This window comes from Leisingera aquimarina DSM 24565 (assembly GCF_000473165.1).
Classification (GTDB): Bacteria; Pseudomonadota; Alphaproteobacteria; order Rhodobacterales; family Rhodobacteraceae; genus Leisingera; species Leisingera aquimarina.
Map to the genome: position 1 here is coordinate 2,930,305 of NZ_KI421504.1, position 26,636 is coordinate 2,956,940.

The following is a 26,636-nucleotide window of genomic DNA, read 5'->3' on the forward strand; positions in this document are numbered from 1 at the left end:
CAAATGAAGGTCATTATCTGCGGTGCGGGCCAGGTCGGCTGGCAGATCGCCCGGCACCTGTCCGGCGAGCACAATGATGTGACGGTTGTCGACAACAACCCGGAACTGGTGCGGCGGGCGACCGATACGCTGGACGTGCAGGGGATCCATGGTTTTGCCTCTTATCCGGATGTGCTGGACCGGGCCGGGGCGCGGGACGCCGACATGATCATCGCGGCCACCCATTCGGACGAGGTCAACATGGTGACCTGCCAGGTGGCGCATTCGGTCTTCAAGATCCAGCGCAAGATCGCGCGCCTGCGGGCCAAAAGCTATCTTACGGCGATCTACTCCGACCTGTATCAGCGCGAGCATCTGCCGATCGACGTGGTGATCAGTCCCGAGCGGGAGGTGGCGGCAGCAGCGATGCAACGGCTGTCAGCGCCGGCGGCGTTTGACACCGAGACATTCATGGGTGGCAAGGCGCAGCTTCTTGGTATCCAAATCGACGCCGATTGCCCGGTGGTGAATACGCCGCTGCGGCAGCTGACCGATTTGTTCTCGACGCTGCGCGCGATAGTGGTCGGGGTGCGGCGCGACGGCAGTTTGTTTGCGCCGGAACCGGGTGATCAGTTGTTCGTGGGCGACAGCTGCTATGTGTTCAGCCACGCCGACGACGTGCCCCGCACCATCGAAGTGTTCGGCAAGCACGAAAAGCGCCAGGACCGGGTGGTTGTGGTCGGCGGCGGCAACGTCGGCCTGGAAGTGGCCAAGGCGCTGGAGGCCAGCACAACACGGATCCGGGCCAAAATGATCGAACGCGACCGCGCCTGTGCCGAGCGGGCGGCGGAAACCCTGGAACGCACCATCGTGCTGAACGGCGACGGGCTGGACCGGGCGCTGATGATCGAAGCGGGCATCGACAAGGCAGACGCGATGTTGGCGGTGACGGATGATGATAAGACCAATATGCTGGCCGCGGTGCGCGCCAAGGCCGAGGGCTGCCCGCTGGCGATTGCACTGATCAACGATCCGACGCTGGTGCCCCTGCTGCCGCATCTGGGCATCGATGCCTATATCAATCCCCGCTCCACCACCGTCAGTTCTATCCTGCGCCATATCCGCTATGGCCGGGTGCGGCAGGTCTATTCTTTGGGCGATGCTGAGGCTGAGATGATCGAGGCCGAGGTTTTGTCGACCTCGCCGATTGCCGGGCAGATGATCCGCGAGACGGATTTCCCCGAAGGCGTGCTGGTCGGCGGCGTTCTGAAGAACGGCGAAATGCTGCGCCCCTCGGGTCAGATGCGGATCGAGGAGGGTGATGTGATTGCGCTCTTTGCGGTGGCAGCGGACGTGCCCGAGGTCGAGCGCCTGCTGCAGGTTTCGATCGACTATTTCTAGGATGCGCCGCCCGGTCAAAGCTCCCATTGGCGTGCTGCGCCTGCCGCTGTTCCTGCTGATCTGGGGCATTGCCTCGCTGGCGATGTGGCTGCCGGCCGTTCATGCGCTGGTGCTGGACGACCATCACACTTCGCGCAGTTTCTTCTATGCCGGTGTTGCCGGGCTTATTCTGGTGGTGCTGATCGGCTTGTCGATAGGCAACCGGGTGCCGCGCTACGGGATGCCGGGGCAATTGCTGTCGCTGCTGGCAACCTTCGCCGTGCTGCCGCTGTTCCTGGCGGTGCCGGTTCAGGATGCGCTGGTCAGCACCCGTTTTCTGAACGCTTATTTCGACATGGTCAGCGCCATCACCACCACCGGCACCGATGTCTGGGGCGATCCAGACCGGTTGCCGCCCAGCGTGCATCTGTGGCGGGCGATTGTCGGCTGGCTTGGCGGGCTCTTGATGTGGGTGGCGGCGTCGGCGGTGCTGGCGCCGATGTCTTTGGGCGGCTTCGAGGTCACCGCCAAAGGCGAGCCCGGCGGCGGCACCGCCGCGCCTGCGCATATGGAGAAGGCGGACCCGCGCCGCCAGCTGGTTCTGGTGACGCGCACTTTGGCGCCGGTTTACGCCGGGCTGACCTTGGTGCTGTGGCTGTTGCTGATGATCACCGGCGAGCAGGCCTTGGCAGGTCTTAGCCATGCGATGTCAGTGATGGCGACCTCGGGTATATCCGCGACCGGCGGGGTAGAGAATGCCGCCAGCGGCCTGGCGGGTGAGATGGTCATGTTCCTGTTCATGTTCTTTGCGCTGTCGCGGCTGACCTTTTCCAGTGACACGGTCACCGCAGGGCAGGGGCGGCTGGACAAGGATCCGGAATTCCGCACCGGGCTGTTGATTGTCTTTGGGGTGCCACTGCTGCTGTTTCTGCGTCATTGGCTGGCCGCCTATGAGGTGGATGCCGGCGAAGATCTGCTGCAAGCTCTGCGGGCGCTGTGGGGCACCTTGTTTACGGTGATGTCCTTCCTGTCAACCACCGGATTTGAAAGTGCTCATTGGGAAGCCGCTCAGGCCTGGTCCGGGCTGGAGACGCCGGGCATGATCCTGCTGGGGCTGGCGGTGTTCGGCGGCGGTGTCGCCACCACCGCAGGCGGGGTCAAGCTGCTGCGGGTCTATGCGCTGTATCTGAACGGGCTGCGCGAAATGGAGCGGCTGGTGCATCCCAGCTCAGTCAGCGGCGAAGGCAACCGCACCAAGCGGCTGCAGAAAAACGGTGCGTTTGTGGCTTGGGTGTTCTTCATGCTGTTTGCCCTGTCGCTGGCTGTGGTCAGCACTGCGCTGGCCGCAGTCGGCACGGATTTTGAACAATCGCTGGTGCTGGCGGTTGCTGCCCTTTCAACAACCGGCCCGCTGGCTGATACCGCAAGCAGCACGCCAATCGTGCTGAACCTGCTGACAGATCCGGCAAAGATGATCCTATGCATCGCGATGGTGCTGGGGCGGCTGGAGACCCTGGCCTTCATTGCGCTGTTGTCGCCCAACCTCTGGCGCAGCTGACAACCCTTAAGGGTGAAAAGTGTTTTTCGGGTGGAAACTTGCATTTTCTCCGTCCATACTGAATTTAATGTGCGTGCTGGTCCGCAGCGCGCGGCAAGAACAAAGGCGAGATAATAAAAAATGGCTTCGGACAGACAGAATCTTCAGGATGCCTTCCTGAATCACGTTCGCAAAACCAAGGTTCCGGTTACAATCTTTCTGATCAACGGGGTCAAGCTGCAGGGTGTGATCACCTGGTTCGACAATTTCTGCGTGCTGCTGCGCCGCGACGGACAGTCGCAGCTGGTCTACAAACACGCGATTTCGACCATCATGCCGGCCCAGCCGATCAGTCTCTATGAGGGTGAAGACTCCAATTGATGGAGCATGAAAGGACGCGCACCCGCGCCTGGGTGCTGCATCCGGAAATCAAATCCGACAGCAGGCGCCGCGACGCAGGTCCCGCGCTTGAGGAGGCCGTTGCGCTGGCAGCGGCCTTGCCCGATCTCGATGTGATCGGCTCCAACGTGGTGCGCCTGCCCAAGGCGCATGCGGGGATGCTGTTCGGCTCTGGCAAGATCGAAGAGCTGGCAGGCATTCTGAAAGCGAATGAGGTGGAACTGGTCCTGATCGACGGGTCGGTGTCCCCGGTGCAGCAGCGCAATCTGGAAAAAGCCTGGAAGGTCAAGATCCTCGACCGGACCGGGCTGATCCTTGAGATCTTCTCGGATCGCGCGGCCACCCGTGAAGGCGTGCTGCAGGTCGAAATGGCGGCGCTCAGCTATCAACGGACCCGGCTAGTGCGGGCCTGGACCCACCTGGAGCGCCAGCGCGGCGGATTGGGCTTTGTCGGCGGACCCGGCGAAACCCAGATCGAAGCTGACCGCCGTGCTATCGACGATCAGCTGGTGCGCTTGCGGCGGCAATTGGACAAGGTGGTGAAGACCAGGACCCTGCACCGCGCCTCGCGCGCCAAGGTGCCGTATCCGATTGTGGCGCTGGTGGGCTACACCAACGCAGGGAAGTCGACGCTGTTCAACCGGCTCACGGGGGCTGAGGTGATGGCCAAAGACATGCTCTTTGCCACCCTGGACCCGACCATGCGCAGGGTCCAGATCCCCGATGGGCCGGAGGTGATCCTGTCCGACACCGTAGGCTTTATTTCGGACCTGCCGACCGAGCTGGTCGCGGCTTTCCGGGCCACGCTGGAGGAGGTTCTGGCGGCCGATGTGATCCTGCATGTGCGCGACATCAGCCATGATGAAAGCGAGCAGCAGGCCAAGGACGTGGAGGCGATCCTGGCCTCATTGGGGGTGGATGAAAACCGCGCCCGAATCGAGGTCTGGAACAAGCTGGACCAGTTGCCTGAGGAGGACGCCGAAGCCCGCCGCCAGCGTGCGGAACGTGAGGGCGGAATCCATGCGATCTCGGCCTTGACGGGCGAGGGGCTGGATGGGTTGCTGGCCGATGTTGCTGAGCAGTTGCAGGGCGTGCGGCATGAGGAGCAGTTGAACCTCAGCTTTGCCCAAGGAAAGCAGCGCGCTTGGCTGTTCAAGGAAGATCTGGTTCAGAGCGAAGAACAGACTGAGACCGGTTTCGACATCACAGTTCTGTGGACCGACCGGCAGAAGGCGAAATTCGAGAGGCTGTGAAGACCTCCCGTTGTGCTGAAATGAAGCGGGCGCCGCAGCGCCCGTTTTTTATTGCCTCGGGGTGATCCGGGTGACGCCGACAGCTGCGGCGCGGGCCAGATCCTCGTCCAGAGACATGGGAATGTATTCGCCGCGCCGCCAGAGCTGGGCCATGTCGTCATAGTAGCGCGACAATGGATGCCCGGATTGGCCGGTTGATACGACAAAGACTGAACTGTCGGGGTCGGCGAAGTCATAGACCCCGCGGTAGCCGGCGGCGTGTGTGTTTTGGAAAGGGTCCGGTCCCTTGCCCGAGCTTTTGCCGCGCTGCAGAGTGTTGTCGCTGCCGCTGGTGGACTGGCGGATGTTCACGAAATAGCGCAGCAGCGGCACTTCGCCCAGCACCGGGTGGTCCTGCGTGGCCTGATGCGCATCGCCCCATCGCAGCGACTCCAGCGCGGTGCCATAGCGTTCTTCGATCCAGATCAGAGCATCATCCAGTGCCAGTCGGGCCATATCAGTACAGCTTTCTTCCGGAGCGCTTTGGCGCACGTCGCACCAGACGGCGGCACCCTCCACATCGCGGTAGACCCGTTCGATGAACAACGGCTCAACATGGCGGAAGGTCTTTGCCACCGGACCCAGTTCATCAGTGATCAGCCGGGCTTGCAGCGCCCGCAGCCAGGCCGCATAGATCAGCGGTTCGGGCAGATGCTCGTTCATTTCGCCGTTCCATTCCGACAGCAGGGTCAAGGCAATCTGGCGCTGGCGTTCGCGGGTGCCTGCAGGCGCGGCTTCGCCGGTGAACCACAGGTCGGCGCCGATCAGCGGCAGCAAGGTGCGGGCGGTGTAGGAAACCGTGTCCAATTGCGCCTCGATAAAGCTGTCGCGGGTATGCACCTCGCGGTTTTGCATCAGCTTTTGCCAGCGGTGAATGCGCTGGGTGTCGCCCCAATCAAAGGAGACGTGTTTCGGGAAGGGGCGGTCCAGGATCTTGTTGTTGGTATTGCCGAGGATGCCGCCTGCGGGGGCGAGAAATTCCGGGTTCTCGGCGTAAGGCGCGCGGCCCTGCCATTGGTTTTCCGGGCGCCAGCCCTGGCTGGGCATGCGGCCCTTGCTTTGGTGGGCAATGTCACGGACGGGGAAGGCGCCGACTGTCTTAAGCGCAATGGTTTCCCTGTCCGCAAGCGTCAGGTTCTGCGATGGAGCGATGAAGCCTTCGCCGGCCGTGATCGCGTCCTGAACCGAGGTGCTGCGCATCAGGTTGATGGCGGCAGTCATCGAGGTGTCCTTGGGGCTAAGAACGGTCCAGCTGAGCGATACCACATGGCCGGGCGGGGTGATTTCAGCCAGCTTGAACATTGAGCCGGGCAGGACAGGGCCATTGTCTGTCCAGCGCAGTGTCAGAGTAACCGGCGCCTGATCCTTGATCTTGATGATCGACGGGCGGGAGATGAAATCCTTATACCCTTCAACGCTCAGATACTCCTGAGGATTTTCCGGATTGAGACGTTCGATAAACAAGTCCTGGTCGTCAAGATAAGACGAGGTCACGCCCCATCCCAGCACGTCAGAGCGCCCCGTGATTACCGCCGGGATGCCGGGGATGGTGCCGCCGATCACCCCGCCGGTGCCCAGTTCAAGCCGTGCCAGATACCAGACGCCGGGCGCGCTGAGGCCCAGGTGCGGGTCATTGGCCAAAAGCGTGCCGCCCGCCGTCGAACGGCTGGGGGCGGCGGCCCAGGCGTTGGAGGCACCGGCCAGCCCGCGCGGAGCAACCGGGAACAGCAGGCTGTCTTCCTCTGCGGGCATGGCAGCGGCGAACTGCCGGACGCCGGGAACCAGTGCTGCATATTCAGGCAGGGCAGTCAGGCCTTTGCCCGGCGCATCCGGCAGGATGTCCTTGATCCTGGCGGCATCATCCAGTGCCAACGAAGTCCGGGCGCGCAGAATCTCTTCCTTCATGTGGCCGGACAGCTGCAGCGCCATCAGCTTCATGATTGCGATGCTGTCGGCGGGCTGCCAGGGCGCAACCGGCATGTTGAACAGGAACATCTCGGGCGCACCGCGGCCAAGCGCGTCTTCATTGATCTCCTGAAGGCGGGCGTTGACGCCGGCGGCATAGGCCTTGAGCGCGGCCAGTGCCTCGGGCGACTGCACGGCCACAGACTCCTGCGCCAGACGGTAGATATCCAGCCGGCGCAGATATGTGTCGGTCTCAACCGTGCGGGTGCCGAAGATTTCCGACAGGCGGCCCTTGGCCGTACGCCGCATCACTGCCATCTGCCACAGGCGGTCCTGAGCATGGGCATAGCCGAGGCCGAAGTAGACATCCTCGTCGCTGGCGCCGAAACTGCCGAAGATATGCGGCACATTGGCGTTGTCGCGGACAATCTCGACCGGCGAGGAAAGGCCGGGCAGGGCCAGTTCCTTGTCGTATTCAGGCAGTGACTGCGAAGCGAGGTAATAGACCAGCGCAGCGGCCAGAACGCTCAGCAGAATCAGGCTGGCAGCAATGCGCAGAAGCCAGCGGAAAAGATGTCCCATCAGCGGTTGTTTTCCCTTGGGTTTTGTCATTTCCAGCCGCCAGGCAGATTGCGCCCCGTGGCGGCGGTGTTAGGGTTGGCGCCAACATAAGCGAAGACAGATCAAGGGAAAAGCAGATGGCAAAAATCGCGTTTCTAGGGCTGGGTGTCATGGGCTATCCGATGGCCGGGCACCTGCAGGCCGCAGGCCATGAAGTCACCGTCTACAACCGCACCGAGGCCAAGGCCAAGGCCTGGGCTGCCGAGCACGGCGGCCGGTTCGGCGCCACACCGCGGGCGGCTGCAGCGGGGGCAGAGTTTGTAATGGCCTGCGTTGGAAATGACGACGATCTGCGTTCGGTCTGCCTAGGGGCGGATGGCGCCTTTGCCGGGATGGGCGAAGGGGCGGTGTTTGTTGATCACACGACGGTGTCGGAAACCGTGACCAGGGAACTCTATGGCGCCACAGAGGAGAAAGGCGTGTTCTTTGTTGACGCACCGATTTCCGGCGGCCAGGCAGGGGCGGAAAACGGCGTGCTGTCAGTGATGTGCGGCGGTGATGAGGGCGCTTACTCCCGGGTTGAGCCAGTGATTGATGCCTACTCCAAAATCTGCCGCCGGATCGGTGGCAGCGGAGCTGGGCAGCTGACGAAGATGTGTAACCAGATCGCTATTGCCGGGCTTGTTCAAGGCTTGAGCGAGGCGCTGCATTTTGCAGAGAGGGCTGGATTGGACGGGCACTCGGTGGTTGAAGTGATCAGCCAGGGCGCGGCCGGCAGCTGGCAGATGGCCAACCGTTACGAGACCATGCTGGACGATCACTTTGATCATGGCTTTGCGGTGGACTGGATGCGCAAGGATCTGGGCATCTGTCTGGATGCAGCGGATGAAACCGGTGCCAGCCTGCCGGTGACTGCCTTGGTGGATCAGTTTTACAAGGACGTGCAAAAGATGGGCGGTGGGCGCTGGGACACCTCTTCGCTGTTCAAGCGGCTGCGCAAACTGGATTGAGACAAGCGAAAATGGCCTTTCCTGCGGGAAAGGCCATGCCTCCGGCGGAGGTATTTCCAACCAGAAAGAAGCGCAGGCTGTGAGCCACGGCCGCGTCCCGGATCAATTAGGGGATGATACGGGTGTATTTGGTGCCTTCCAGCGTGGCACCGACGCGCAAGCCGGCTTGGCCGAACACCACAGCCAGCACTGGGGAAGTGAGCGTATTTGTGTCAGCGGTCAGCGCGTTGCCTTCATCCTTGATCACATATTCCACATCGGCCCCGGCGGCCCAGCCGGTGGAGCGGCGGAAGCCGGCCAGCGCGTCTTCGGTCATGAAAAACAGAACATGGGCATATTGCTGGGCGCCGATCTGCAGGCCTGCGTTGCCTTTGACGGTGGAGTAGTAATCCACGGTCACACCGTTGATCTGCAGGGCGCCGCGGCCGAAGGCGCCGCCAAAGACAAAGCCTGCCTCGGTGACCAGCGGCATCACCAGCATGCCTGTTGCCTTATCTGCCAGGGTGCGGGTGTTGGGGTACTGGCTGTACATCTGGTTCAGTGTTGCGTCGACGCGGGCGTCGATCTTGGCGCCGTTGCTGTTGCCGACGCCGTTGCCGCAGGCGGCGGTAACGCCGGCGCCGGCCAGGGCGGTCAGGGCAAAACCGCGGCGGGTCATGCGGGAAGAGGAAAAACTGCTCATTTCTCAGGTGCCTGTAATGATTTGCTCCAAGGCCGGTATGCTCCGGCTCTGGGCAAATGTATACGCGGAAAACCGCTGCCTGTCATCCGCTGCCAGCCGGACAGCGGCGGCTTCCCGCTGAAGTGATCCGCAACCGCGGCATTTGGCAGGGTCAACCGTTCAGCAGCCTGGCCGCGGCGGGCGCGAAATAGGTCAGAATGCCGTTGCAGCCCGCCCGTTTGAAGGCCATCAGGCTTTCCATCATCACCTGTTCGCCGTCAATCCAGCCGTTTTGCGCTGCGGCCTGGATCATCGCGTATTCGCCCGAGACCTGATAGGCATAGGTCGGCACGCCAAAGGCGGATTTCACCCGGTGACATATGTCCAGGTATGCAATCCCCGGTTTGACCATCACCATGTCGGCGCCTTCCAGCAGGTCGCGTTCGATCAGCCGCAGCGCCTCATCGCTGTTGGCCGGATCCATCTGATAGGTCTTCTTGTCGCCCTTCAGCGCACCTGAGGCACCAACGGCATCGCGGAACGGCCCATAGTAGCCTGAAGCGTATTTGGCCGAGTAGGACAGGATCGCCGCATTGTGGTGGCCGGCCTTTTCCAGCGCGCTGCGCATCGCACCAATCCGCCCGTCCATCATGTCGGACGGTCCGATGATATCGGCACCTGCATCGGCCTGGGCAAGGGTCATCTTGACCAGCGCCTCGACAGTGGCGTCATTGACGATCTCGCCGTCCACAACATAGCCGTCGTGGCCGTTGATATTGTAAGGGTCCAGCGCCACATCGGTCATCACCGCGATATCCGGCGCCGCGTCCTTGATCGCGCGGATGGCCCGGTTGGTCAGGTTGTCCGGGTTCCAGGCCTCGGCGCATTCCTCGGTCTTGAGCGAGGAATCGGTGTAGGGAAACAGGCAGATCGCCGGGATCCCCAGCGCCTGCGCATCAACCGCGGTCTCGGCGATCTTGTCGACCGAGCGGCGCATCACGCCGGGCATTGAGCTGATCGGTTCTTCCTGGCCTTCCCCCTCGCGGACAAACACCGGCCAGATGAAATCGGCAGGGGTCAGAGTGTTTTCCTGCACCAGATTGCGGATGGCCTGACTGGCACGGGTGCGGCGCAGGCGGGCGGCGGGAAAGGGCGCGACGGTGGGCTTCATGGCGGTCTCTCGTTTTGGCTTGCCCATGGGTGGCATGGAAGCGGCCCCCGGAACAAGGGGCACAATCGCCGCGCCGGAAAACTTGTGCTGCAGGCAGGGCTTGCCTGCGCGCGCTTCCCGGTTGATATAGGGCCGGTTGACAAATTCCAGCCCGAAGATCTGCGGGCAGAACAGGGGGCTGGCGTGGATCTGCTTCATATTATCTATGAGATGATTGAGCTGCGGTCATTCTCCAACCTGTGGTACTGGATTGCACTGGCGGTGCTGTGGTCGACGGCCAGCCATTGGATCCTTGGGGTTCCTTATGACATGGTCCAGCGAGCCCAGCGAAACGGCGGCCAGGCGGAACGCGACCTGGAGGATATTGTCCGTGTCAACGTGAACCGTTTACTGTACATCGCTGAGGTTTCCGGCCCTTGGATGGTGGCGCTGTCCTGTTTTATGATGTCCGGCCTGGCCGTGCTTGGCTTTGTGTTTCTGCTGGAGATTGCCCAAGCGGTATTCCTGCTGGTGTTTCCAATGGCTGTGGTCGGGCTGATCAGCTTTTTGACCGCGCGCCGGATCTCGCAGGAAGGTGCCACGGGCGAGGTTCTGCGCAAAAGATTGGCGTTTTGCCGGCTCTATGTGCAGGTCGTCGGGGTCATCTCCATTGTGGTCACCGCGTTCTGGGGCATGTATCAAAACCTGACCATCGGGGCATTTTAACAGGCGGGCTGAGACCGATTGAGGACACCCGGAAAGGATAAGGCATGGCACAGCGTGCAATCACCATGGGCGGCGCGCCCGAAGGGTTTGATGCCCGGCTGATCCTGAAGGAAGTGCAGAAATCCGGCGCACCGGTTCTGCATGTGGCGCGTGACGACAAGCGGATGGAGGCAATGCGGTCGGCACTTGCCTTTTTCGCACCTGAGATGCCGGTGTTTGTCTTTCCCGGCTGGGACTGCCTGCCATATGACCGGGTATCGCCGAACGCCGATATCTCGGCTGCGCGGATGGCCACGCTGGCGGCCCTGGTGCATCAGATGCCCAAGCAGTTTGTGCTGCTGACCACGTTGAATGCCGCCAGCCAGCGGGTGCCTGCGCGCGATGTGCTGCGCGAGGCGGCCTTTACCGCCCGTGTCGATCACCGGATTGACGAAGGCGCGTTGCGCAACTTCCTGGTGCGTATGGGGTTCACCCAAAGCCCGACGGTGATGGAGCCGGGTGACTATGCGGTGCGCGGCGGCATCATCGACATCTTCCCGCCAGGGGAAGGCGGCCCGGTCCGGTTGGATCTGTTCGGCGATGTGCTGGATGGCGCGCGACGGTTCGATCCGGCCTCGCAACGCACCACCGAGAAGCTGGAGGTGGTGGAACTGGCGCCGGTTTCCGAGGTGATCCTGGACGAGGCGGCGATCACCCGGTTCCGGCAGAACTACCGGATCGAATTCGGCGCTGCCGGCACCGATGATCCGCTCTATGAAGCCGTCAGCGCAGGCCGCAAGCATCAAGGCATCGAGCATTGGCTGCCGTTTTTCCATGAAAAGCTGGAAACCCTGTTCGACTACCTGCCGCAGGCGACGGTGACGCTGGATGATCAGGTGACACCGGCGCGGCTGGCGCGCTGGGACACCATCGAGGACCAGTTCGAAACCCGCAAGCACGCGATGGCGCAAAAGGGACGGATTGATACCGTCTACAAACCCACGCCGCCGGGCCTGCTGTATCTGGACGACGCAGCCTGGGAGGCTGCATCAGCAGAGCACCGTGTGGTGCAACTGCATCCGCTGCCGCAAGCCTCGGGCCCCGGCACCGTGGATGCGGGCGGGCGTATCGGACGTAACTTCGCGCCGGAGCGGCAGCAGGAAAGCATCAGTCTTTTCGGGACTTTGGCATCCCACATTAAGGCGCGGATGCTGGAGGGGCCGGTGCTAATCGCCTCCTATTCCGAAGGCGCGCGGGAACGCTTGTCCGGGCTGATCGAGGACGAGGGCCTGGCCGGGGCGATCCCGGTGATGGATGGCACGCGGATCGGCAAAAGCGGTCTGCATCTGGCGGTCTGGGCGCTGGAACACGGGTTCCAGGCGCCGGATATGACCGTGATCTCGGAGCAGGATGTGCTGGGTGACCGGCTGATCCGGGCGCCCAAGAAACGCCGCAAGGCCGAGAACTTCCTGACCGAGACGCAATCGCTCAGCCCTGGCGATCTGGTGGTGCATGTGGACCACGGGATCGGCCGCTACAAAGGGCTGGAAGTGGTGACCGCAGCGGGTGCTGCGCATGAATGCATCCTGCTGGAATATGCCGAAGCGTCCAAGCTGTACCTGCCGGTCGAAAACATTGAACTGCTGTCCAAATACGGCCATGACGAAGGCCTGCTGGACCGGCTGGGCGGCGGCGCCTGGCAGGCCAAGAAGGCCAAGCTCAAGGAACGCATCCGCGAGATGGCGGACAAGCTGATCCGCATCGCTGCCGAGCGCGCCTTGCGCAAGGCGCCGGTGATGGACCCGCCGCCGCATGCCTGGGAAGAATTCTCGGCCCGCTTCCCGTATCAGGAGACCGACGACCAGCTGAGCGCCATTGAGGACGTGATGGAGGATCTGCACTCAGGCCAGCCGATGGACCGGCTGATTTGCGGCGATGTGGGCTTTGGCAAAACCGAGGTGGCAATGCGCGCCGCCTTTGTTGCGGCCATGTCCGGCTTGCAGGTGGCGGTTGTGGCACCGACCACGCTGCTGGCACGCCAGCACGCCGCGTCCTTTGCCGAACGGTTCCGTGGGTTTCCATTGCATGTCAGGCAATTGTCTCGCTTTGTTACATCAAAAGAGGCGAGCCAAACGCGCGAAGGGCTTACCAAGGGAACCGTAGATATTGTTATCGGCACTCACGCGGTGCTGGCCAAAAACATCAAGTTCCAGAACCTCGGTCTGCTCATCATCGACGAGGAGCAGCACTTTGGTGTTGGCCACAAGGAGCGGCTGAAGCAGCTGCGCAGCGACATCCATGTGCTGACCCTGACCGCGACACCGATCCCGCGCACACTGCAGCTGTCGCTGACGGGTGTGCGGGACCTGTCGATCATTGGCACCCCGCCGGTGGACCGTCTGGCGATCCGCACATATGTGAGCGAATTCGATAGCGTCTCCATCCGCGAGGCGCTGCTGCGCGAGCATTACCGCGGCGGGCAAAGCTTCTATGTGGTCCCACGGATCACCGATCTGCCGGATGTCGAGGCGTTCCTGCAGGCTCAACTGCCTGAACTCACTTATGTGGTGGCGCATGGGCAGATGGCAGCGGGGGAGCTCGATGACCGGATGAATGCGTTTTATGACGGCAGATACGACGTGCTGCTGGCGACGACGATTGTGGAAAGCGGGTTGGATATTCCGACCGCCAACACGATGGTTGTGCACCGCGCCGACATGTTTGGCCTGTCGCAGCTCTATCAGATCCGGGGCCGGGTGGGGCGGTCGAAAACCCGCGCCTATGCTTACCTTACGACCAAACCGCGCCAGCGGCTGACGCCCGCAGCCGAGAAACGCCTGCGGGTGCTGGGCTCGCTCGATACGCTGGGCGCCGGCTTTACCTTGGCCTCCCAAGACCTTGATCTCCGGGGCGCCGGGAACCTGCTGGGTGAGGAACAGTCCGGCCAGATGCGCGATGTGGGCTATGAGCTGTACCAGTCGATGCTGGAGGAGGCGATTGCCAAGATCAAGGCAGGAGAGATGGAGGGCCTGTCTGACGCGGATGAGCAATGGGCGCCGCAGATCAATCTGGGTGTGCCGGTGCTGATCCCGGAGGACTACGTGCCGGATCTGGATGTACGCCTGGGCCTTTACCGCCGCCTGTCGTCGCTGTCGACCAAAGTGGAGCTGGAGGGTTTTGCCGCTGAACTGATCGATCGTTTCGGGAAACTGCCCAAGGAGGTCAACACGCTGATGCTGGTGGTGCGCATCAAGGGGATGTGCAAGCGGGCCGGGATTGCCAAGATGGATGGCGGGCCGAAGGGCGCCACAATTCAGTTCCACAATGACAAATTCGCCTCGCCCCAGGGGCTTGTGGAGTTCATCCAGGGACAGAATGGGCTGGCCAAGGTCAAGGACAACAAAATCGTTGTGCGCCGGGACTGGAAGAAAGACAGCGACAAAATCAAGGGCGCCTTTGCCATTGCCCGCGACCTGGCAGAGAAAGTCGTGGCAGAGAAGAAAAAGGCCAAGGCAAAAGCGAAAGCCTGACACTTGGAGCCAAGGAAATTCGAATTTCCTTGGCAAATTTCTTCGAAGAAATTTTGCTCAGCCGCTGCAGTTGTCCGGTTTCATCGCTGCCTGTGCGCAGAAACAGGACGCGCCCACCGCCCGGTCGGCACGGGAAAGCGCCAGATCCAGATTCTGTTTAATGTGTCGGATTTCAATAGGTTCTCCGCGGGACTTCAGGCAATCGTGTAGTCCCTTCAGGCTCCAGATGTTATCCGGATGGACCGATGCACGCGGCAGCGTGCCGTCAAGACCCAGATCGGCGCGGTACACCGCCTCGGCTTCTTCCACCTGACCTTGCTCAAACAGCAACGCCCCCAGCGCGTGGCGGGTGGGCTGCATCCAGCCCCAGGGCTCATCATAGGGCAAGTTGTCGTCCAGCTCTGCCGAGCGGCGCAGATGGGCAAAGGCGGCGTCAAAATTTCCCTTGCGGTATTCAATCTCGCCGCGCAGCATCTCCGTTGCGATCTCCAGCAGGTCGGCCACGCTGTTGTTGTGCATCATGCGGGTGTCCGGCACCCGTGCTTTGGCAGCCAGGAACAGCTGCTCCTCTGCTTCGGCCTCTGCCACGCGGCCGGTTGCGGCAAAACCGATGGCGCGGGCGTAATGGGTATTGGCCGCCAGTGTGCAATAAAGCTCCGGGTCTTCCGGCAGCTCCAGCGCTATGGCCTCTTCCCAGCGGCCGAAACGAACCAGAATATGCGGGTGCATGGCCATGTAACTTTCAAAGTAATCTGCCATCGGCGGGCTTTCGATCCGCAGCATCTGTTCCGGGGTGGTGTCCAGAATGCCCTGATTGGCCTGCAAGGCCGGTTCGATCTGCCCCAGAAACATCGCGCCGAAGATGACGAAGTGGTAATTGTGCTGGCGGTAGCCGGTGTAGATGTTGAAGGCGCCCTTGCGCTGGTAGTACTTCAGGTCGGCCTCAATCGCCTTTTGGTTCCAATGCACCACATTGTGGTAATCGCCGCACAGCACGTCGATATGGGTCGGCATGTGCACAAGATGGCCGGCATCCGACACCAGTGTGCGCAACACATCGGCGGCTTTCAGCGCCTTTTCAGGCGTTGGCGACATCTCCATCAAATGCACGTATAGATGCAGCAGGCCGGGGTGCTGCATGGCGCGGGGATCATTCCTCATCGCCCATTCCAGCACGTCCTGTGCCTCCACCGTGGCCGCACCGGCGGCGGGTTTGCCGGTTTTCAGATCCCACATCTTCCAAGGCGTCAAATTCAGCAGGCTTTCGGCATAGACCGTGCGCAGGTCCAGATGATCCGGGCAGGCGGTAAAGGCCGCGCGCATGGCGTCGGCAAAGGCATAGTCCCAGATGTGCATGTCCTCGGCGGCCTCCCGCTGGGGGTAGCGGGCCTGAAGGGCAAGGATCAGCTGCCGCTCGACCTCTGTGCAGCCCACTAAACAAGCCAACGCGGCTTGGGCGGCATCATAGGCCTCTGCCAGGTCTTCGGCACGGCCTTTGCCGTCCCGCAAGTTCCAGGGCAGATTGTAATTCGGGCCGGTTGCATAGGCCACGCCCCAATGGGCCATGGCGCAGCCGGGATCATACCCTAACGCCTGCTTGAAACACCTGACCGCTTCCTCGTGGTTGTAGCCGTAGGTCCAGATCAGGCCGCGGTCGAACCATATCTGCGCCTCTGGAGAAGCGGCCGTTACTGGGCAGGAATGGCTGCCGAGATCGTAATCATAGCCCATGAAAAAACCTCCCCAAGTATTTGGCGAGGTTAAGCAGAGGCTTCTATCCGGACAAGGTGGTTATTCGGCGGGCAGTTGCGCCTCTGCCCGTGCCATTTGCAGCATCAGCAGGAACGCAAGGCCGGCCATTGTCAGCAAACCGGCAGCCAGCGGCAGCAGTGATCCGTCAAACAGCAGGCCCACCGGTGCCGCAATGGCAGCGGCCAGAACGGTGGAGATCGCACCGATCACCGAGGCCGCCATGCCGGCGATATGGCCCATCGGCTCCATCGCGATGGCGTTGAGATTTCCAAGGGTTGTGCCCGCCAGAAAGAACACGCTGGTCTGCCAAGCAACGAACAGGCCAAACAGCAGCGTCTCCGGCAGCGCCTGTCCGCTGAGCACCAGCATCACAGCAGAAATGCAGCATTGCGCGGCCAAGGACCAGGTCACGATCCGGCGCATCCCAACGCGGACAACAATGGCTGCATTCAGCAGGCTGGCAGTGCCCGCCATCAGCGCCACAAATCCAAACCAGAACGGGAAGCTGCCGGCGCGGTCAAAGATCACGTCATAGACCTGCTGCACCATCGTCAGCATGGTGAACAGCATTCCCAGGCAAAGGGTCTGAACCAGAATAGACAGGCGCACGGCGGGGTGGGCGAACATCTCTTTCACGGCTCCCAGCAGCAGCGGCAGGCGGAAGGGGCGGCGGTTTTCTGCTGCCAGAGTCTCCGGCAGGCGCAGACCCATCCACATCACGATGAGGATGGCGAAAACGGCAAAGGCCAGAAAGATACCGCGCCAGCTGGAGAACGCGATGATGCCCGCGCCCAGCATCGGTGCAAAGGCGGGCACAAGAGTGAAAATCATCATTGCAATCGACATCATCCGGGCCATTTCCCGGCCCGCGTACAGGTCCCGCACGATGGCAATGCCGACAACCCGCGGCCCGGCGGCACCCAGCCCCATGACAATGCGGGAGGCCAGCAGCAGCTCCAGCGATTGCGCCTTCCAGGCGACGGCAGATGCTGCGATGTACAGCGCAACACCGCCGGCAATGACAGTCTTGCGGCCAAAGGCATCAGACAGCGGGCCGGTAAAAAACGTGCCGATGCCCATGCCCAGCACAAAAGAAGTCAGCACCAGCTGGGCGCGGTTAATGTCATCCGGGCTAAGTGCCTGGCCGATTTCGGGCAGGGCGGGCAGCATCGCGTCGATGGAAAACGCAATGGTGGCAAACATCATCGCGATCAGCGCAATGAATTCGGCCTTGGCCATGCCGTGGGCCGGAGTGTGAACCTGGGGTTGTGACATTTGAAACCTCTAACAGCTCTTCAGATGTTTCCGGGGAATAAGGCCGGTCCGGGAGCTGTCCGGTTCCGCTATCACGAATCCGCATACCGGGCCAGCGCCCGGCTGCACAGCAAACTGTGCATTGTTGCGATGCTAAACAGTTTGCCGCGAGGTTATTCGGCCTCTGCGTCTTTCAGCTGCTGCTGGATGTCTTTGATCACCTGCTTCCACAGTTCCGGCGGCTGGGCACCGGGCACGGCGTGCTGGCTGGCGACAATGAAGGTCGGCACCGAACTTACCCCCATCTTGCGGGAATGGGCGTCGCGGTCCTGGATGGCCTGAACGTCGCTGTCGCCTTGCAGCAGGCGTGCGGCGACATCTGCATCCATTCCGGCCTCGCGTGCGACGCCGGCCAGAACTGTGTGGTCGCCGATGTCCTTGGCGTCCACAAAGTAGGCTTGGAACAAGGCATCCACCACCTCGGTCTGCTTGCCCTCAATTCCGGCCCAATGGATCAGCCGGTGCGCATCCAGAGTGTTTGGCGTGCGCGTCATCGCCTCGAAATTGATGGTCAGCCCAGCGTTTCCGGCGTGTTCCACCACCGGCGCATAAGCCTTAACCGCGCCGTCTTTGCCGCCGAACTTGCGCTCCAGGTAGTCGCGCCGGTCCATGCCTTCGCGCGGCATGTCGGGGTTCAGCTGAAACGGATGCCATTCAATGACAAAGGGATGATCCGGAACCTCGGCCAGCGCCTTGTCCAGATGGGTCTTGCCGATATAGCACCAGGGGCAGATCGGGTCCGACAGGATGTCGAGTTTGACAGTGGTCATTTGGGTCATCCTTTGAACAGGGCGGGCAGGGCGCGGCGCAGCAGTTTGCCATTGGCGCCTGCAGGCAGGACGTCGAGATGGACATAAGCGCGGGGCTGCTTGTAACGGGCCAGGCGCTGGGATGCAAAGGCCTGCAGTTCTGCGGCGTTCAACTCTTTGGGACCGGTATAGAAGGCCGCGATGACAAAAGTGTCCGGCTTCACCTCCACCGCTGCGGCGCCGGCCTGAGTGATGCCGGGATGGGCCGCCAAAGCCGTTTCAACCTCGATCGGGGACACCCGGTAGCCGCCCGCATTCATCATGTCGTCAGCGCGGCCCAGATAGCGGACTTGCCCGTCGCTGGTCATTGCGCCCTGATCACCGGTCAGGAACCAATCCCCCTGATAGCGGGCGGCGGTTTCTTCAGGCGCGTTCAGATAGCCAAGCGTCAGCCCCGGGTCTGAGCGGTGGATGGCGATGGTGCCTTCCTCCCCCGTTGGAACCGGTCCGTCAGCGCCCAGAATAGCCACTTTGCGGCCGGATTGCGGCTGCCCCAGCGCCCCGTCCTGTGCAGGGCGGGACGGTGAAGAGGAGATGAAGGTGGAGCATTCCGACATGCCGAAAGCCTCAAACAATCCGCTGCCTGTTGCGGTGCTCCAGGCAGCGTGCAGCTGGCGGGAGAGCTTTTCACCAGCGCAAAGCCCATGCCGCAAGTCCGGCAATTCGAGCGGGCCGGCGCGCAGGAGTTTCCGGTAGACGCCTGGAGCGGCGGCAAAAAGGGTTGCACGGTGCCGGCGCAGCAGCGCGGGCAGGTCATCAGGCGGGGTTCCGGGCTGCGGGATCAGCGCCGTTGCACCCGCCGTCCAGGGATCCAGCAGTCCGGTGCCCAGTGTGTAGGTCCAGTTGAAAGCACCCGCATGCAGCAGCCGGTCGTCCTGCGTCAGACCGTACCAGCCCTCCACCATCATCTGCCGCGCCCAAACTGCCCGGTGGGCGTGGGAGACGGCGCGCGGATTTCCGCTGGTGCCTGAGGTGTAGACCACATAGGCGAGCCGCTCCGGGTCTCCAAAGGCGTAGTCGCAGGGAAGCAAGCGGTGCATATCCAGCAAGCGGGCCGTACTGATCTGCAGCGGGTGACTCGCGCAGGGCACAGCCGGGTCGCGCAGCACCGCTGCCGGGTTCAGATCTGCAATCATCCGGGCGGTTTCGGGCGCTGTCAATTGGGATGAGGTGGGCACCGGCACCAGTCCGGCGGCAATGGCGCCGAGGTAGGCAATGGGAAACTCAACCGTGTTCCCCAGCCTCATCAGCACAATATCTCCAGGTTTCAATCCCGCCTTGAGCAGCCCTGTTCCGGTTCCGCGCACCGCTGCTTCAAGCCGGGCATAACTCCAGTCTTCGCAGGCATCGCCCGCGAGAACCGACAGCGCGGTCTTGGCCGCCAGCCGACGGGCATGGCGCAGCACATGGGCCGCGAGATTGAAAGGCGAAGGGCAGGGCGCAAACGGCCCCTGATCAAAAACGGACAGCATGGCAATTGGCTAGCCCGCGCCGTCCTGCGTTGCAAGCTGCGCAGGTGCGGCTTATAGAGTGGCTATGACAAGCCGTGACCCGAAGTCCCTGATTACCATCGCCCGTGCAAACGGCGGAGATGACGAAGCAGAGCCATTGGACCTGGGCGCGCGCGTGCGCGAACTGCGCAAGGCGCGGGATTGGACGCTGGAACACGCTGCCAATCAGGCCGGGTTGGCGCGCTCGACCTTGTCCAAGATCGAAAATGGCCAGATGTCGCCGACTTACGAGGCGCTTAAGAAGCTGGCGGTGGGCCTTCAGATCTCGGTGCCGCAGCTGTTTACCCAGCCGCAGCGCGATCAGGTGAACGGGCGGATGACGGTGACCAAATCAGGTGACGGTTCGGCCCATGCCACCGCGACATATGAGCACGAGCTGCTGGCGGACGGTCTGTCGCGCAAGCAGATGCTGCCCTACCGGGCGCGGGTGCGGGCGCGGTCATTGGATGAATTTGACGGCTGGGTGCGCCATGACGGCGAGGAATTCCTGTATGTGCTGACCGGGGTGGTCAAGCTTTACACGGAATTTTATGAGCCGATCGAAATGCGCCGCGGTGACAGCGCCTATTACGACGCGGCCATGGGGCACAATGTCATATCTGTCAGCCCCGAAGATGCTATGATCCTCTGGGTGACTTCACTGGCTTGATCTTAAGACCTGTCTCAGGGGCTGGGCTGCTAGTGCGGCCGCCCGTCCAATTCTCTCAGCAGGCTTTCGATATAGAGGAAATCGTCCACTTCCTCCCTGGCTTCGTTCAAGGTGAGGTGATGGGTGCGGGCCAGATAGGCAACAAATCTGTCCCGGTCATCCACGAGTGACGGCGCGTTGCTGGCTTTCAGATGCGGAAAGCGCTGTTTGATGCGGGGCATCCTGTCAATCCAGCTGGCAGCTGCTGTCTGTACAGGCATTGGGGGGCCTCCCTGACAAACGGATTATGGTTGTGGACCCTCATGCTAGCATCTTTTCGGCTGTTTGGTAACGACAGCCCCAGGGCATCTGCCCAGGGCCGCCGTGTTAAGCGGGATTCTGCCGGTGTTCAGGTTTTTGCAAACAGCCTGCGCAGGACAATGTGGCCAGCACCCACCGCGATCAGCTGCATCACGATGAACATCGGAATGTGGCCGGGATAGATGCCTGCGAAGGTGTCGCTGAAGCCACGCGCGATGGTCACCGCCGGGTTGGCAAAGCTGGTCGAGGAGGTGAACCAATAGGCGCCTGTGATGTAGATGCCAACCAGGGCTGGCACCGTATCGGGACGCGACCGCAGCCCGCCGAAAATCACGAACAGCAGGCCGAATGTGGCCAGGATTTCGGAAAACCACTGCGCGGTTCCGGTACGGTGCATGGTTCCGGAGCTTTGCAAAATCGCAAGATCGAACATTGCATGGCATGCCCAGACCCCCAGAATGCCGCCGCCGATCTGGACCAGAATGTAAGGCGCCACCGCGCGCCATTCATGTTCGCCGCGCAGGGCAAAGGCAAGGGTCACCGCCGGGTTGAAATGGGCGCCGGAAATTGGGCCCAGGGTATTGATGATCGCATAGAGCATGCAGCCGGTGGCAATCGCATTGGCCAGCAGGGCCAGGGCGATGTTTCCGTTCGCCAAAGTCTCGGCCATGATGCCGGAGCCGACCACGCCAATCAGCAGCATCGCGGTGCCCAGCCCTTCGGCCAGAAGTTTCTGCCCGGTCATACGATCTCTCCAATCCGCTTGAGCTGCTGTGACAGCTCGGTTGCGTTCATGGATTCAAACGGAAATTCCAGCAGCGCCTTGGCGCGCTTTTCCAGCGTGGCATAAGCCGCGCGAAAGGCGGTGTCCCAATCCGGCTGGCCCGCGGCAGCCGGATCTGCGACGCCCCAATGCGCACGAACCGGGGCACCGGGCCAGATCGGGCATGTTTCGCCCGCGGCTGAGGCGCAGACGGTGATCACCATGTCCATTTCCGGTGCGTCTTCAGCGGCAAACTCATCCCAGCTTTTGGAGCGGGCGCCCGCGGTGCCATGGCCGAGTTCTTTCAGCAGCTCAAGTGATTGCGGATGCACCTTGCCGGTGGGGTTGGAGCCTGCAGAAAACGCGTGGATGCGGCCAGTGCCAAGGGTGTTGAAGATCGACTCCAGCAGGATGGAGCGGGCGGAGTTGCCCGTGCAGAGGACAAGAATGTTCATGGGTTTTGACCGTTCTATAGGGTTAGTCGGAAGAATTCACGCGGCCGATGCCATCAACCTGATGCTGAAGGGATATGCGGTCGAGTGTGTCAAAGGGCAGCGCCGCAAAGGCTTTGATCCGGTTGCGCAGCAGCCCATAGGCTTGTTGGAAGGCCAGGCGCCGTTCGGCATCGGTGCCTGTCGCCTTGACCGGATCTGCCAGCCCCCAATGGGCGCTCATCGGCTGGCCGGGCCAGGCCGGGCATTCCTCGTTGGCGGCGTGGTCGCAGACGGTGAAGATGAAATCCATGCCAGGCGCGCCTGCCACGGAGAATTCATCCAGATCCTTGGAATGCAAGGCGCTGATGTCATAGCCTTTGGCCTGTAGCAGAGAGATTACTTCGGGGCGCGGGCCAGATGAAGAAGGACTGGTGCCTGCTGAGTAGGCGCGGAATCTGCCGCCGCCGGACCGGTTCAGGATGGATTCTGCCAGCAGTGACCGGGCGGAATTCCCTGTGCAGATGAATAGGACGTTAAACGGACGCTCGGACGTTGGCATGATCTTTTCTTCACTCGTGACAGGGATGCAGATATCGGGCCGGTTCCGGCAGCAGCCGGACAGCAGATCATCAAACATGCCGCGTAAGCCTGGCAGGTCAGCGGTGTACATAAGAGAGGTGCCAGTCCGCCGCTGGCTGATCAGCCCGGCCTGTTTCAGAACCGACAGATAGGCTGAGGCGGTGTTGGGCTTGAAATCCAGCGCCGAGGCGATCTCACCCGCCGGAACGGCGTCCGGATACCGCCGCATCAGCAGGCGGAACAGGGCCAGCCGGTTCGGGTGGGCCAGGGCGCTGAGTTTGTCTGCGGTAATTAATTCCATAATTCACGAAATACGGAATTAATTACCGCAAGTCAACTGCCCCGGCCTGCGACTGCCGCAGATCAGGGCGTCAGTCTGTTTGATACCACCAGACATCCGGCATGAACCCGGTCCGGTCGCCGTAGATCGGCAGGTATTCCGGGAACCGCATTTCCTTGACATGGGCAATCCGCCCCGCATCGAACCTCCAGAACGGAATGACATAGCGCCCTGCGGTCAAAACCCGGTCTAGCGCCCGCACGGCGGCAGTGAAATCCTCGGGATCCTTGGCTGTCAGCATGGCATCGATCATCGCTTCGGCAGCGGGGCTGTCCATGCCCATCAGGTTGCGGCTGCCGGGCTGAGTGACGCCGTCGCTGCCCCAGTAGTAACGCTGTTCGTTTCCGGGGCTCAGCGATAGCTCCCGGCGGTAACGGGTAAGGTCGAAGCCATAGGCGTTCTCGCGTTCCGCATACTGCGCATTATCGACGGTTTCCGCGCTCAGCGTGATGCCCAGCCGCTCAAGTGCGCGGGCGTAGATCTCAGCGACTGTCTTCATCTCGCCATCGCCCTGGCGGATCAGAACGGTCAGTTCCAGGGGCATGCCTTCACTGTTGCGCAAAATGCCACCAACGACGGTCCAGTCCGCGTCCTCCAGCAGTTTCATCGCCTTGCGCAGATTGCCGCGGTTGCGCTTGCTGCCGTCGCCCTGAGGCAGGGTGTACCCCTCCAGAGTGCCCGGCGGCAGCGTATCCGCAAAAGGTTCCAGCAGGGTGCGGACCTTGCCGGCGGCCGCACCAGGCTGCATGCCAAGCCCGGACCCGGAGAAATAGGAGGTGATCCGAGGCTGGACGCCGCCGGTCACCGTACCGTTGATGTATTCGAAATTGAACGCCAAAAGCAGTGCCTCGCGAACGCGCCAGTCATCCAGAGGCGCGCGGCGGGTGTTCATCACCAGTCCTGTCATGCCGGATGGGCGCTGATGCGGGATTTCGCTTTTGACCACATCGCCGCGGGTCACGGCCGGGAAATTATAGACGCCGTCCCATTTGTCGGCGTTGAATTCGCGCACCGCGCTCAGCCCGCCTGCCTTGAAGGCTTCAAACAGCACGGTTGCGTCGCCAAAGAAGTCGATGCGCAGCTCATCAAAGTTCCGGGTGCCGCGGTGCAATGGCAAATCCTTGCCCCAGTAATTCGGATTGCGCGCCAGGGTGACAAAGCGGCCGGGTTCGAACTCCGTCACCACATAGGCGCCGGTGCCGACAGGCGCGCCTGCTACCGTATCCGTGCCGAAGTCCTTGCCTTGCCATTGCGCTTTCTTAAGGATCGGGCGCATTCCGGCAATCAGCGCCAGCTCCCGGTCTTCGGTATTGAACGTCAGGCGCAGGCTGCGCGGTCCGGTCTGTTCAATCTGCGCCACTTTGGTCCAGAAACCGCGGTAGCGCGGGTGGCCTTGGGTACCCAATGTCTCATAGGACCAGATCACATCCTCGACGGTTACCGGGCTGCCATCGGAGAATCGCGCCTCCTCGCGAAGGGTGAATTCGACCCAGGAGCGGTCCTCGGGCACCTCAATCGATTCGGCTAGGAGACCGTAAAGCGTGAACGGCTCATCCCAGGAGCGGCCCATCAGGCTCTCGTATCCCCAGAACCGAAGCTGCCACGGCGCGGTCCCCTTAAGGGTGAATGGGTTCAGCGTGTCAAAGCCGCCGGTATTGCCAAAAACAACCTTGCCGCCTTTAGGGGCATCGGGGTTGGCATAGGGTAAAGACACAAAATCCGGTGGCAGCGCAGGCGCCCCATACATAGCTATGCCATGACCCGATTCTGCCTGCGCAAAATTCGCAGCAAAAGCCAAGGTGATTCCGGTCAGTGCCGCACGGAGATTCAGGAAATTTTCTTTTCGCAGTTTCACAACAATCCCGCTCTGCCCTTATTTTCTTGCCTCTGCACGCTACGTGCGCTTTTTCGTCTTTTCAAACTTTTAGCTTGGACGAAAGCCGGAAATTGCTTATAAAGGGATCACTGCTCGATAGGTTTCTTGCCTGTATGAAACCTGCCTCAATAACTAACGCCCGCCTTGTGCGGGCGTTTTTTTTGGACATTTGCAGACTGCCTCTGACGGGAAATGCCCCTGCGTTGCAAGGGGAGATCCGTAGTCTTACGCGTTTCTTTTGCATCTGCAGCATGGCACAGTGGCGCCAGTTTCATTCAGCCGAGGGAAAATTGCCGATGTCCTTGCAAGGGAAGACCGCCGTTATCACCGGATCGAATTCGGGCATAGGCCTGGGGGTTGCACGCGAACTGGCGCGGGCAGGGGCCGATGTGGTGCTGAATTCGTTCACCGACCGGGACGAGGATCACGCGCTGGCAGCAGAGCTCGCCCGTGAATTCAGCGTCAACGCCCAGTACATTCAGGCCGATATGTCCAAAGGGGCGGATTGCCGGTCGCTGATTGAGCAGGCCGGCGCCTGCGATATTCTGGTCAACAATGCAGGTATTCAGCATGTAGCGCCGATCGATGCGTTCCCGCAGGACAAATGGGACGCGATTATTGCGATCAACATGAATTCGAATTTCCACACCATGGCGGCGGCCTTGCCTGGAATGCGCGCGTCTGGCTGGGGGCGGATCGTCAATATCGCCTCGGCGCACGGGCTGACGGCCTCGCCGTTTAAGGCAGCCTATGTGGCGGCCAAGCACGGGGTGGTGGGCATGACCAAAACGGTGGCACTGGAAACCGCGGAAGATCCCATCACCTGCAACGCGATCTGCCCGGGCTATGTGCTAACGCCGCTGGTCGAGGCGCAGATCCCGGACACCATGGAGAAATACAACATGGGCCGGGAAGAGGTGATCAAAAAGGTGATGTTGGAGCGCCAGCCGAGCCGCGAATTTGCCACTGTGGAACAGCTGGGCGGCACCACGGTGTTCCTGTGTTCGGACGCAGCGGCGCAGATCACCGGTACCACGCTGAGTGTCGACGGCGGCTGGACGGCGCTCTAGGCGCTACGTGGAAGCGGCGGGAGGGGGCCGGCCCCTCTTGCCCCAAGGGGGCAATTCACCCCCGGAGTATTTTCACAAAGGTGAAAGGGGCAGGTGTATTTTGGTGAAACGCATTAATCTGGCCCTGCAGGGCGGCGGCGCGCATGGCGCGTTTACCTGGGGTGTGCTGGACCGGCTGCTGGAGGATGAAGGTGTTGAGGTGGCCGGGATCACCGGCACCTCGGCTGGTGCTTTGAATGGCGCGGCTTTCAAATCCGGCATGGTTCAGGGCGGGCGCGAGGGCGCTAAGGCGGCGCTGGACAATCTGTGGGCGCAGATGGGGGCGGTGGGCGACATGCGCTTTGCCCATTGGCTGACCCGGTTTGATGCGGTGGCCTGGACCGGCGCGGTGGAGGCTGCCATGCCATTCTCGCCGCTGGAAACCATGAGCCAGATGATTTCCCCCTATCACTACGGACCGTTTTACAAGAACCCGCTGCAGGATGTTGTCGATCAGTTCTGCTTTTATGACGTCTGTGCCGGGGCCGGACCGGAGCTGTTTGTCTGCGCGACCTGTGTGCGCACAGGCAAGATCCGGATCTTTGAGGGCGCCGGGATCAGCACCGATGCCATTCTCGCCTCCGCCTGCCTGCCGGATATGTTCCAGGCGGTGGAAATTGAGGATCCGGAGACCGGCCGGATGGAGGCCTATTGGGATGGCGGGTTTACTGGCAATCCGGCGCTGTTTCCGCTGTTCCGTGCAGAGTTGCCGGGGGATGTTGTGATTGTGAACATCAATCCGCTGGAGCGCGGGGAAATTCCGAAGACGCCGCAGCAGATCCGCAACCGGGTGAATGAGATAAGCTTTAACTCGTCATTGCTGCGGGAGCTGCGTGCTATCAATTTTGTGCAGCGGTTGCTGGAGGATGGCACGCTTGAGCCCGGGCGGATGAAGCAGGTTAGGGTTCACATGATTGCCGATGATGATCTGATGACGCAGCTTTCTGTCACCACCAAATTGTTTCCTGTGCCGCAGATCCTGGCGCGGCTGAAACGGGCAGGGCGCGATGCGGCGGATACTTTCCTGGTGAAGGACGGGGCGAACCTTGGCGTCCGCTCTTCCACGAACCTGCCGGCGATGTTCTGCTAGG

Annotated in this window: 22 protein-coding genes; 10 read left to right on the forward strand and 12 right to left on the reverse strand. The window is 61.7% G+C overall.

Annotated features, from left to right (window positions below; all coding sequences use genetic code 11):
• Nucleotides 1-3: 3 nt before the first annotated feature.
• The 4 genes from trkA to hflX all read left to right on the forward strand — a co-directional run bounded on the left by trkA (nt 4) and on the right by hflX (nt 4,548).
• Nucleotides 4-1,380, forward strand: a complete 1,377-nt coding sequence (gene trkA, locus AQUI_RS0118630) for a Trk system potassium transporter TrkA (protein ID WP_027258847.1) — start codon at nt 4-6, stop codon at nt 1,378-1,380.
• Nucleotide 1,381: 1 nt separating this feature from the next.
• Nucleotides 1,382-2,917 (forward strand): TrkH family potassium uptake protein, encoded by a 1,536-nt coding sequence (locus AQUI_RS0118635; RefSeq protein WP_027258848.1) that lies wholly within the window; start codon nt 1,382-1,384, stop codon nt 2,915-2,917.
• Between the two features lie 120 nt (nt 2,918-3,037).
• Nucleotides 3,038-3,277, forward strand: a complete 240-nt coding sequence (hfq, locus tag AQUI_RS0118640; protein WP_005611588.1) for an RNA chaperone Hfq — start codon at nt 3,038-3,040, stop codon at nt 3,275-3,277.
• Nucleotides 3,277-4,548 (forward strand): GTPase HflX, encoded by a 1,272-nt coding sequence (gene hflX / locus AQUI_RS0118645; RefSeq protein ID WP_027258849.1) that lies wholly within the window; start codon nt 3,277-3,279, stop codon nt 4,546-4,548. Before hfq ends, hflX begins: the two co-directional genes overlap by 1 nt.
• A gap of 48 nt (nt 4,549-4,596) precedes the next feature.
• On the opposite strand, the gene AQUI_RS0118650 is transcribed toward hflX, so the two are convergent.
• Nucleotides 4,597-7,074 (reverse strand): penicillin acylase family protein, encoded by a 2,478-nt coding sequence (locus AQUI_RS0118650; protein WP_027258850.1) that lies wholly within the window; start codon nt 7,072-7,074, stop codon nt 4,597-4,599.
• A 116-nt stretch (nt 7,075-7,190) separates the two neighbouring features.
• Here AQUI_RS0118650 and AQUI_RS0118655 point away from each other — a divergent pair, with 116 nt between their 5' ends.
• Nucleotides 7,191-8,063, forward strand: coding sequence for an NAD(P)-dependent oxidoreductase (locus AQUI_RS0118655; RefSeq protein ID WP_027258851.1), 873 nt, complete (start codon nt 7,191-7,193; stop codon nt 8,061-8,063).
• A gap of 106 nt (nt 8,064-8,169) precedes the next feature.
• Here the strand turns inward: AQUI_RS0118655 and AQUI_RS0118660 are convergent, their stop codons facing one another.
• Nucleotides 8,170-8,745 carry a lipid-binding SYLF domain-containing protein gene (locus tag AQUI_RS0118660; protein WP_027258852.1) on the reverse strand — a complete coding sequence of 192 codons (576 nt, stop codon included), beginning with the start codon at nt 8,743-8,745 and terminating at the stop codon, nt 8,170-8,172.
• Between the two features lie 151 nt (nt 8,746-8,896).
• On the reverse strand, nt 8,897-9,895 hold the full coding sequence (gene hemB, locus AQUI_RS0118665) for a porphobilinogen synthase (RefSeq protein ID WP_027258853.1): 999 nt from the start codon (nt 9,893-9,895) through the stop codon (nt 8,897-8,899).
• Nucleotides 9,896-10,078: 183 nt separating this feature from the next.
• On the opposite strand from hemB, the gene AQUI_RS0118670 reads away from it, so the two are divergent.
• Together AQUI_RS0118670 and mfd are read left to right on the forward strand one after the other, a co-directional pair.
• Nucleotides 10,079-10,600 carry a hypothetical protein gene (locus tag AQUI_RS0118670; protein WP_027258854.1) on the forward strand — a complete coding sequence of 174 codons (522 nt, stop codon included), beginning with the start codon at nt 10,079-10,081 and terminating at the stop codon, nt 10,598-10,600.
• Nucleotides 10,601-10,644: 44 nt separating this feature from the next.
• Entirely contained in the window at nt 10,645-14,109 is a 3,465-nt protein-coding gene (gene mfd, locus AQUI_RS0118675; protein WP_027258855.1) for a transcription-repair coupling factor, read from the forward strand.
• 57 nt (nt 14,110-14,166) lie between these two features.
• Here mfd and AQUI_RS0118680 read toward each other — a convergent pair whose 3' ends face one another.
• The 4 genes from AQUI_RS0118680 to AQUI_RS0118695 form a co-directional block, all read right to left on the reverse strand.
• On the reverse strand, nt 14,167-15,840 hold the full coding sequence (locus AQUI_RS0118680; protein WP_027258856.1) for a tetratricopeptide repeat protein: 1,674 nt from the start codon (nt 15,838-15,840) through the stop codon (nt 14,167-14,169).
• A 60-nt stretch (nt 15,841-15,900) separates the two neighbouring features.
• Nucleotides 15,901-17,136, reverse strand: coding sequence for a multidrug effflux MFS transporter (locus AQUI_RS0118685; protein ID WP_245596945.1), 1,236 nt, complete (start codon nt 17,134-17,136; stop codon nt 15,901-15,903).
• Between the two features lie 152 nt (nt 17,137-17,288).
• Nucleotides 17,289-17,954: a DsbA family oxidoreductase gene (locus AQUI_RS0118690; RefSeq protein WP_027258858.1), complete on the reverse strand. Its 666-nt coding sequence runs from the start codon at nt 17,952-17,954 to the stop codon at nt 17,289-17,291.
• Nucleotides 17,951-19,456: a class I adenylate-forming enzyme family protein gene (locus AQUI_RS0118695; protein WP_027258859.1), complete on the reverse strand. Its 1,506-nt coding sequence runs from the start codon at nt 19,454-19,456 to the stop codon at nt 17,951-17,953. Before AQUI_RS0118695 ends, AQUI_RS0118690 begins: the two co-directional genes overlap by 4 nt.
• 64 nt (nt 19,457-19,520) lie before the next feature.
• Between AQUI_RS0118695 and AQUI_RS0118700 the strand changes: the two genes are divergently transcribed.
• Complete coding sequence (locus tag AQUI_RS0118700; protein ID WP_027258860.1) at nt 19,521-20,144, forward strand: helix-turn-helix domain-containing protein; 624 nt, start codon at nt 19,521-19,523, stop codon at nt 20,142-20,144.
• Nucleotides 20,145-20,173: 29 nt separating this feature from the next.
• On the opposite strand, the gene AQUI_RS0118705 is transcribed toward AQUI_RS0118700, so the two are convergent.
• The 5 genes from AQUI_RS0118705 to AQUI_RS0118725 form a co-directional block, all read right to left on the reverse strand.
• Nucleotides 20,174-20,404 (reverse strand): hypothetical protein, encoded by a 231-nt coding sequence (locus AQUI_RS0118705; protein ID WP_024090210.1) that lies wholly within the window; start codon nt 20,402-20,404, stop codon nt 20,174-20,176.
• Nucleotides 20,405-20,532: 128 nt separating this feature from the next.
• Entirely contained in the window at nt 20,533-21,189 is a 657-nt protein-coding gene (locus AQUI_RS0118710; RefSeq protein WP_027258861.1) for an aquaporin, read from the reverse strand.
• The gene (locus AQUI_RS0118715) at nt 21,186-21,662 is read right to left on the reverse strand and encodes an arsenate reductase ArsC (protein WP_027258862.1); all 477 of its coding nucleotides are present in this window, start codon (nt 21,660-21,662) and stop codon (nt 21,186-21,188) included. Before AQUI_RS0118715 ends, AQUI_RS0118710 begins: the two co-directional genes overlap by 4 nt.
• 22 nt (nt 21,663-21,684) lie before the next feature.
• On the reverse strand, nt 21,685-22,521 hold the full coding sequence (locus AQUI_RS0118720; protein WP_027258863.1) for an arsenate reductase/protein-tyrosine-phosphatase family protein: 837 nt from the start codon (nt 22,519-22,521) through the stop codon (nt 21,685-21,687).
• Nucleotides 22,522-22,591: 70 nt separating this feature from the next.
• Complete coding sequence (locus tag AQUI_RS0118725; protein ID WP_027258864.1) at nt 22,592-24,409, reverse strand: extracellular solute-binding protein; 1,818 nt, start codon at nt 24,407-24,409, stop codon at nt 22,592-22,594.
• Between the two features lie 323 nt (nt 24,410-24,732).
• Between AQUI_RS0118725 and AQUI_RS0118730 the strand changes: the two genes are divergently transcribed.
• Nucleotides 24,733-25,506 (forward strand): 3-hydroxybutyrate dehydrogenase, encoded by a 774-nt coding sequence (locus AQUI_RS0118730; protein WP_027258865.1) that lies wholly within the window; start codon nt 24,733-24,735, stop codon nt 25,504-25,506.
• Nucleotides 25,507-25,606: 100 nt separating this feature from the next.
• Entirely contained in the window at nt 25,607-26,635 is a 1,029-nt protein-coding gene (locus tag AQUI_RS0118735; protein WP_027258866.1) for a patatin-like phospholipase family protein, read from the forward strand.
• Nucleotide 26,636 lies beyond the last annotated feature (1 nt).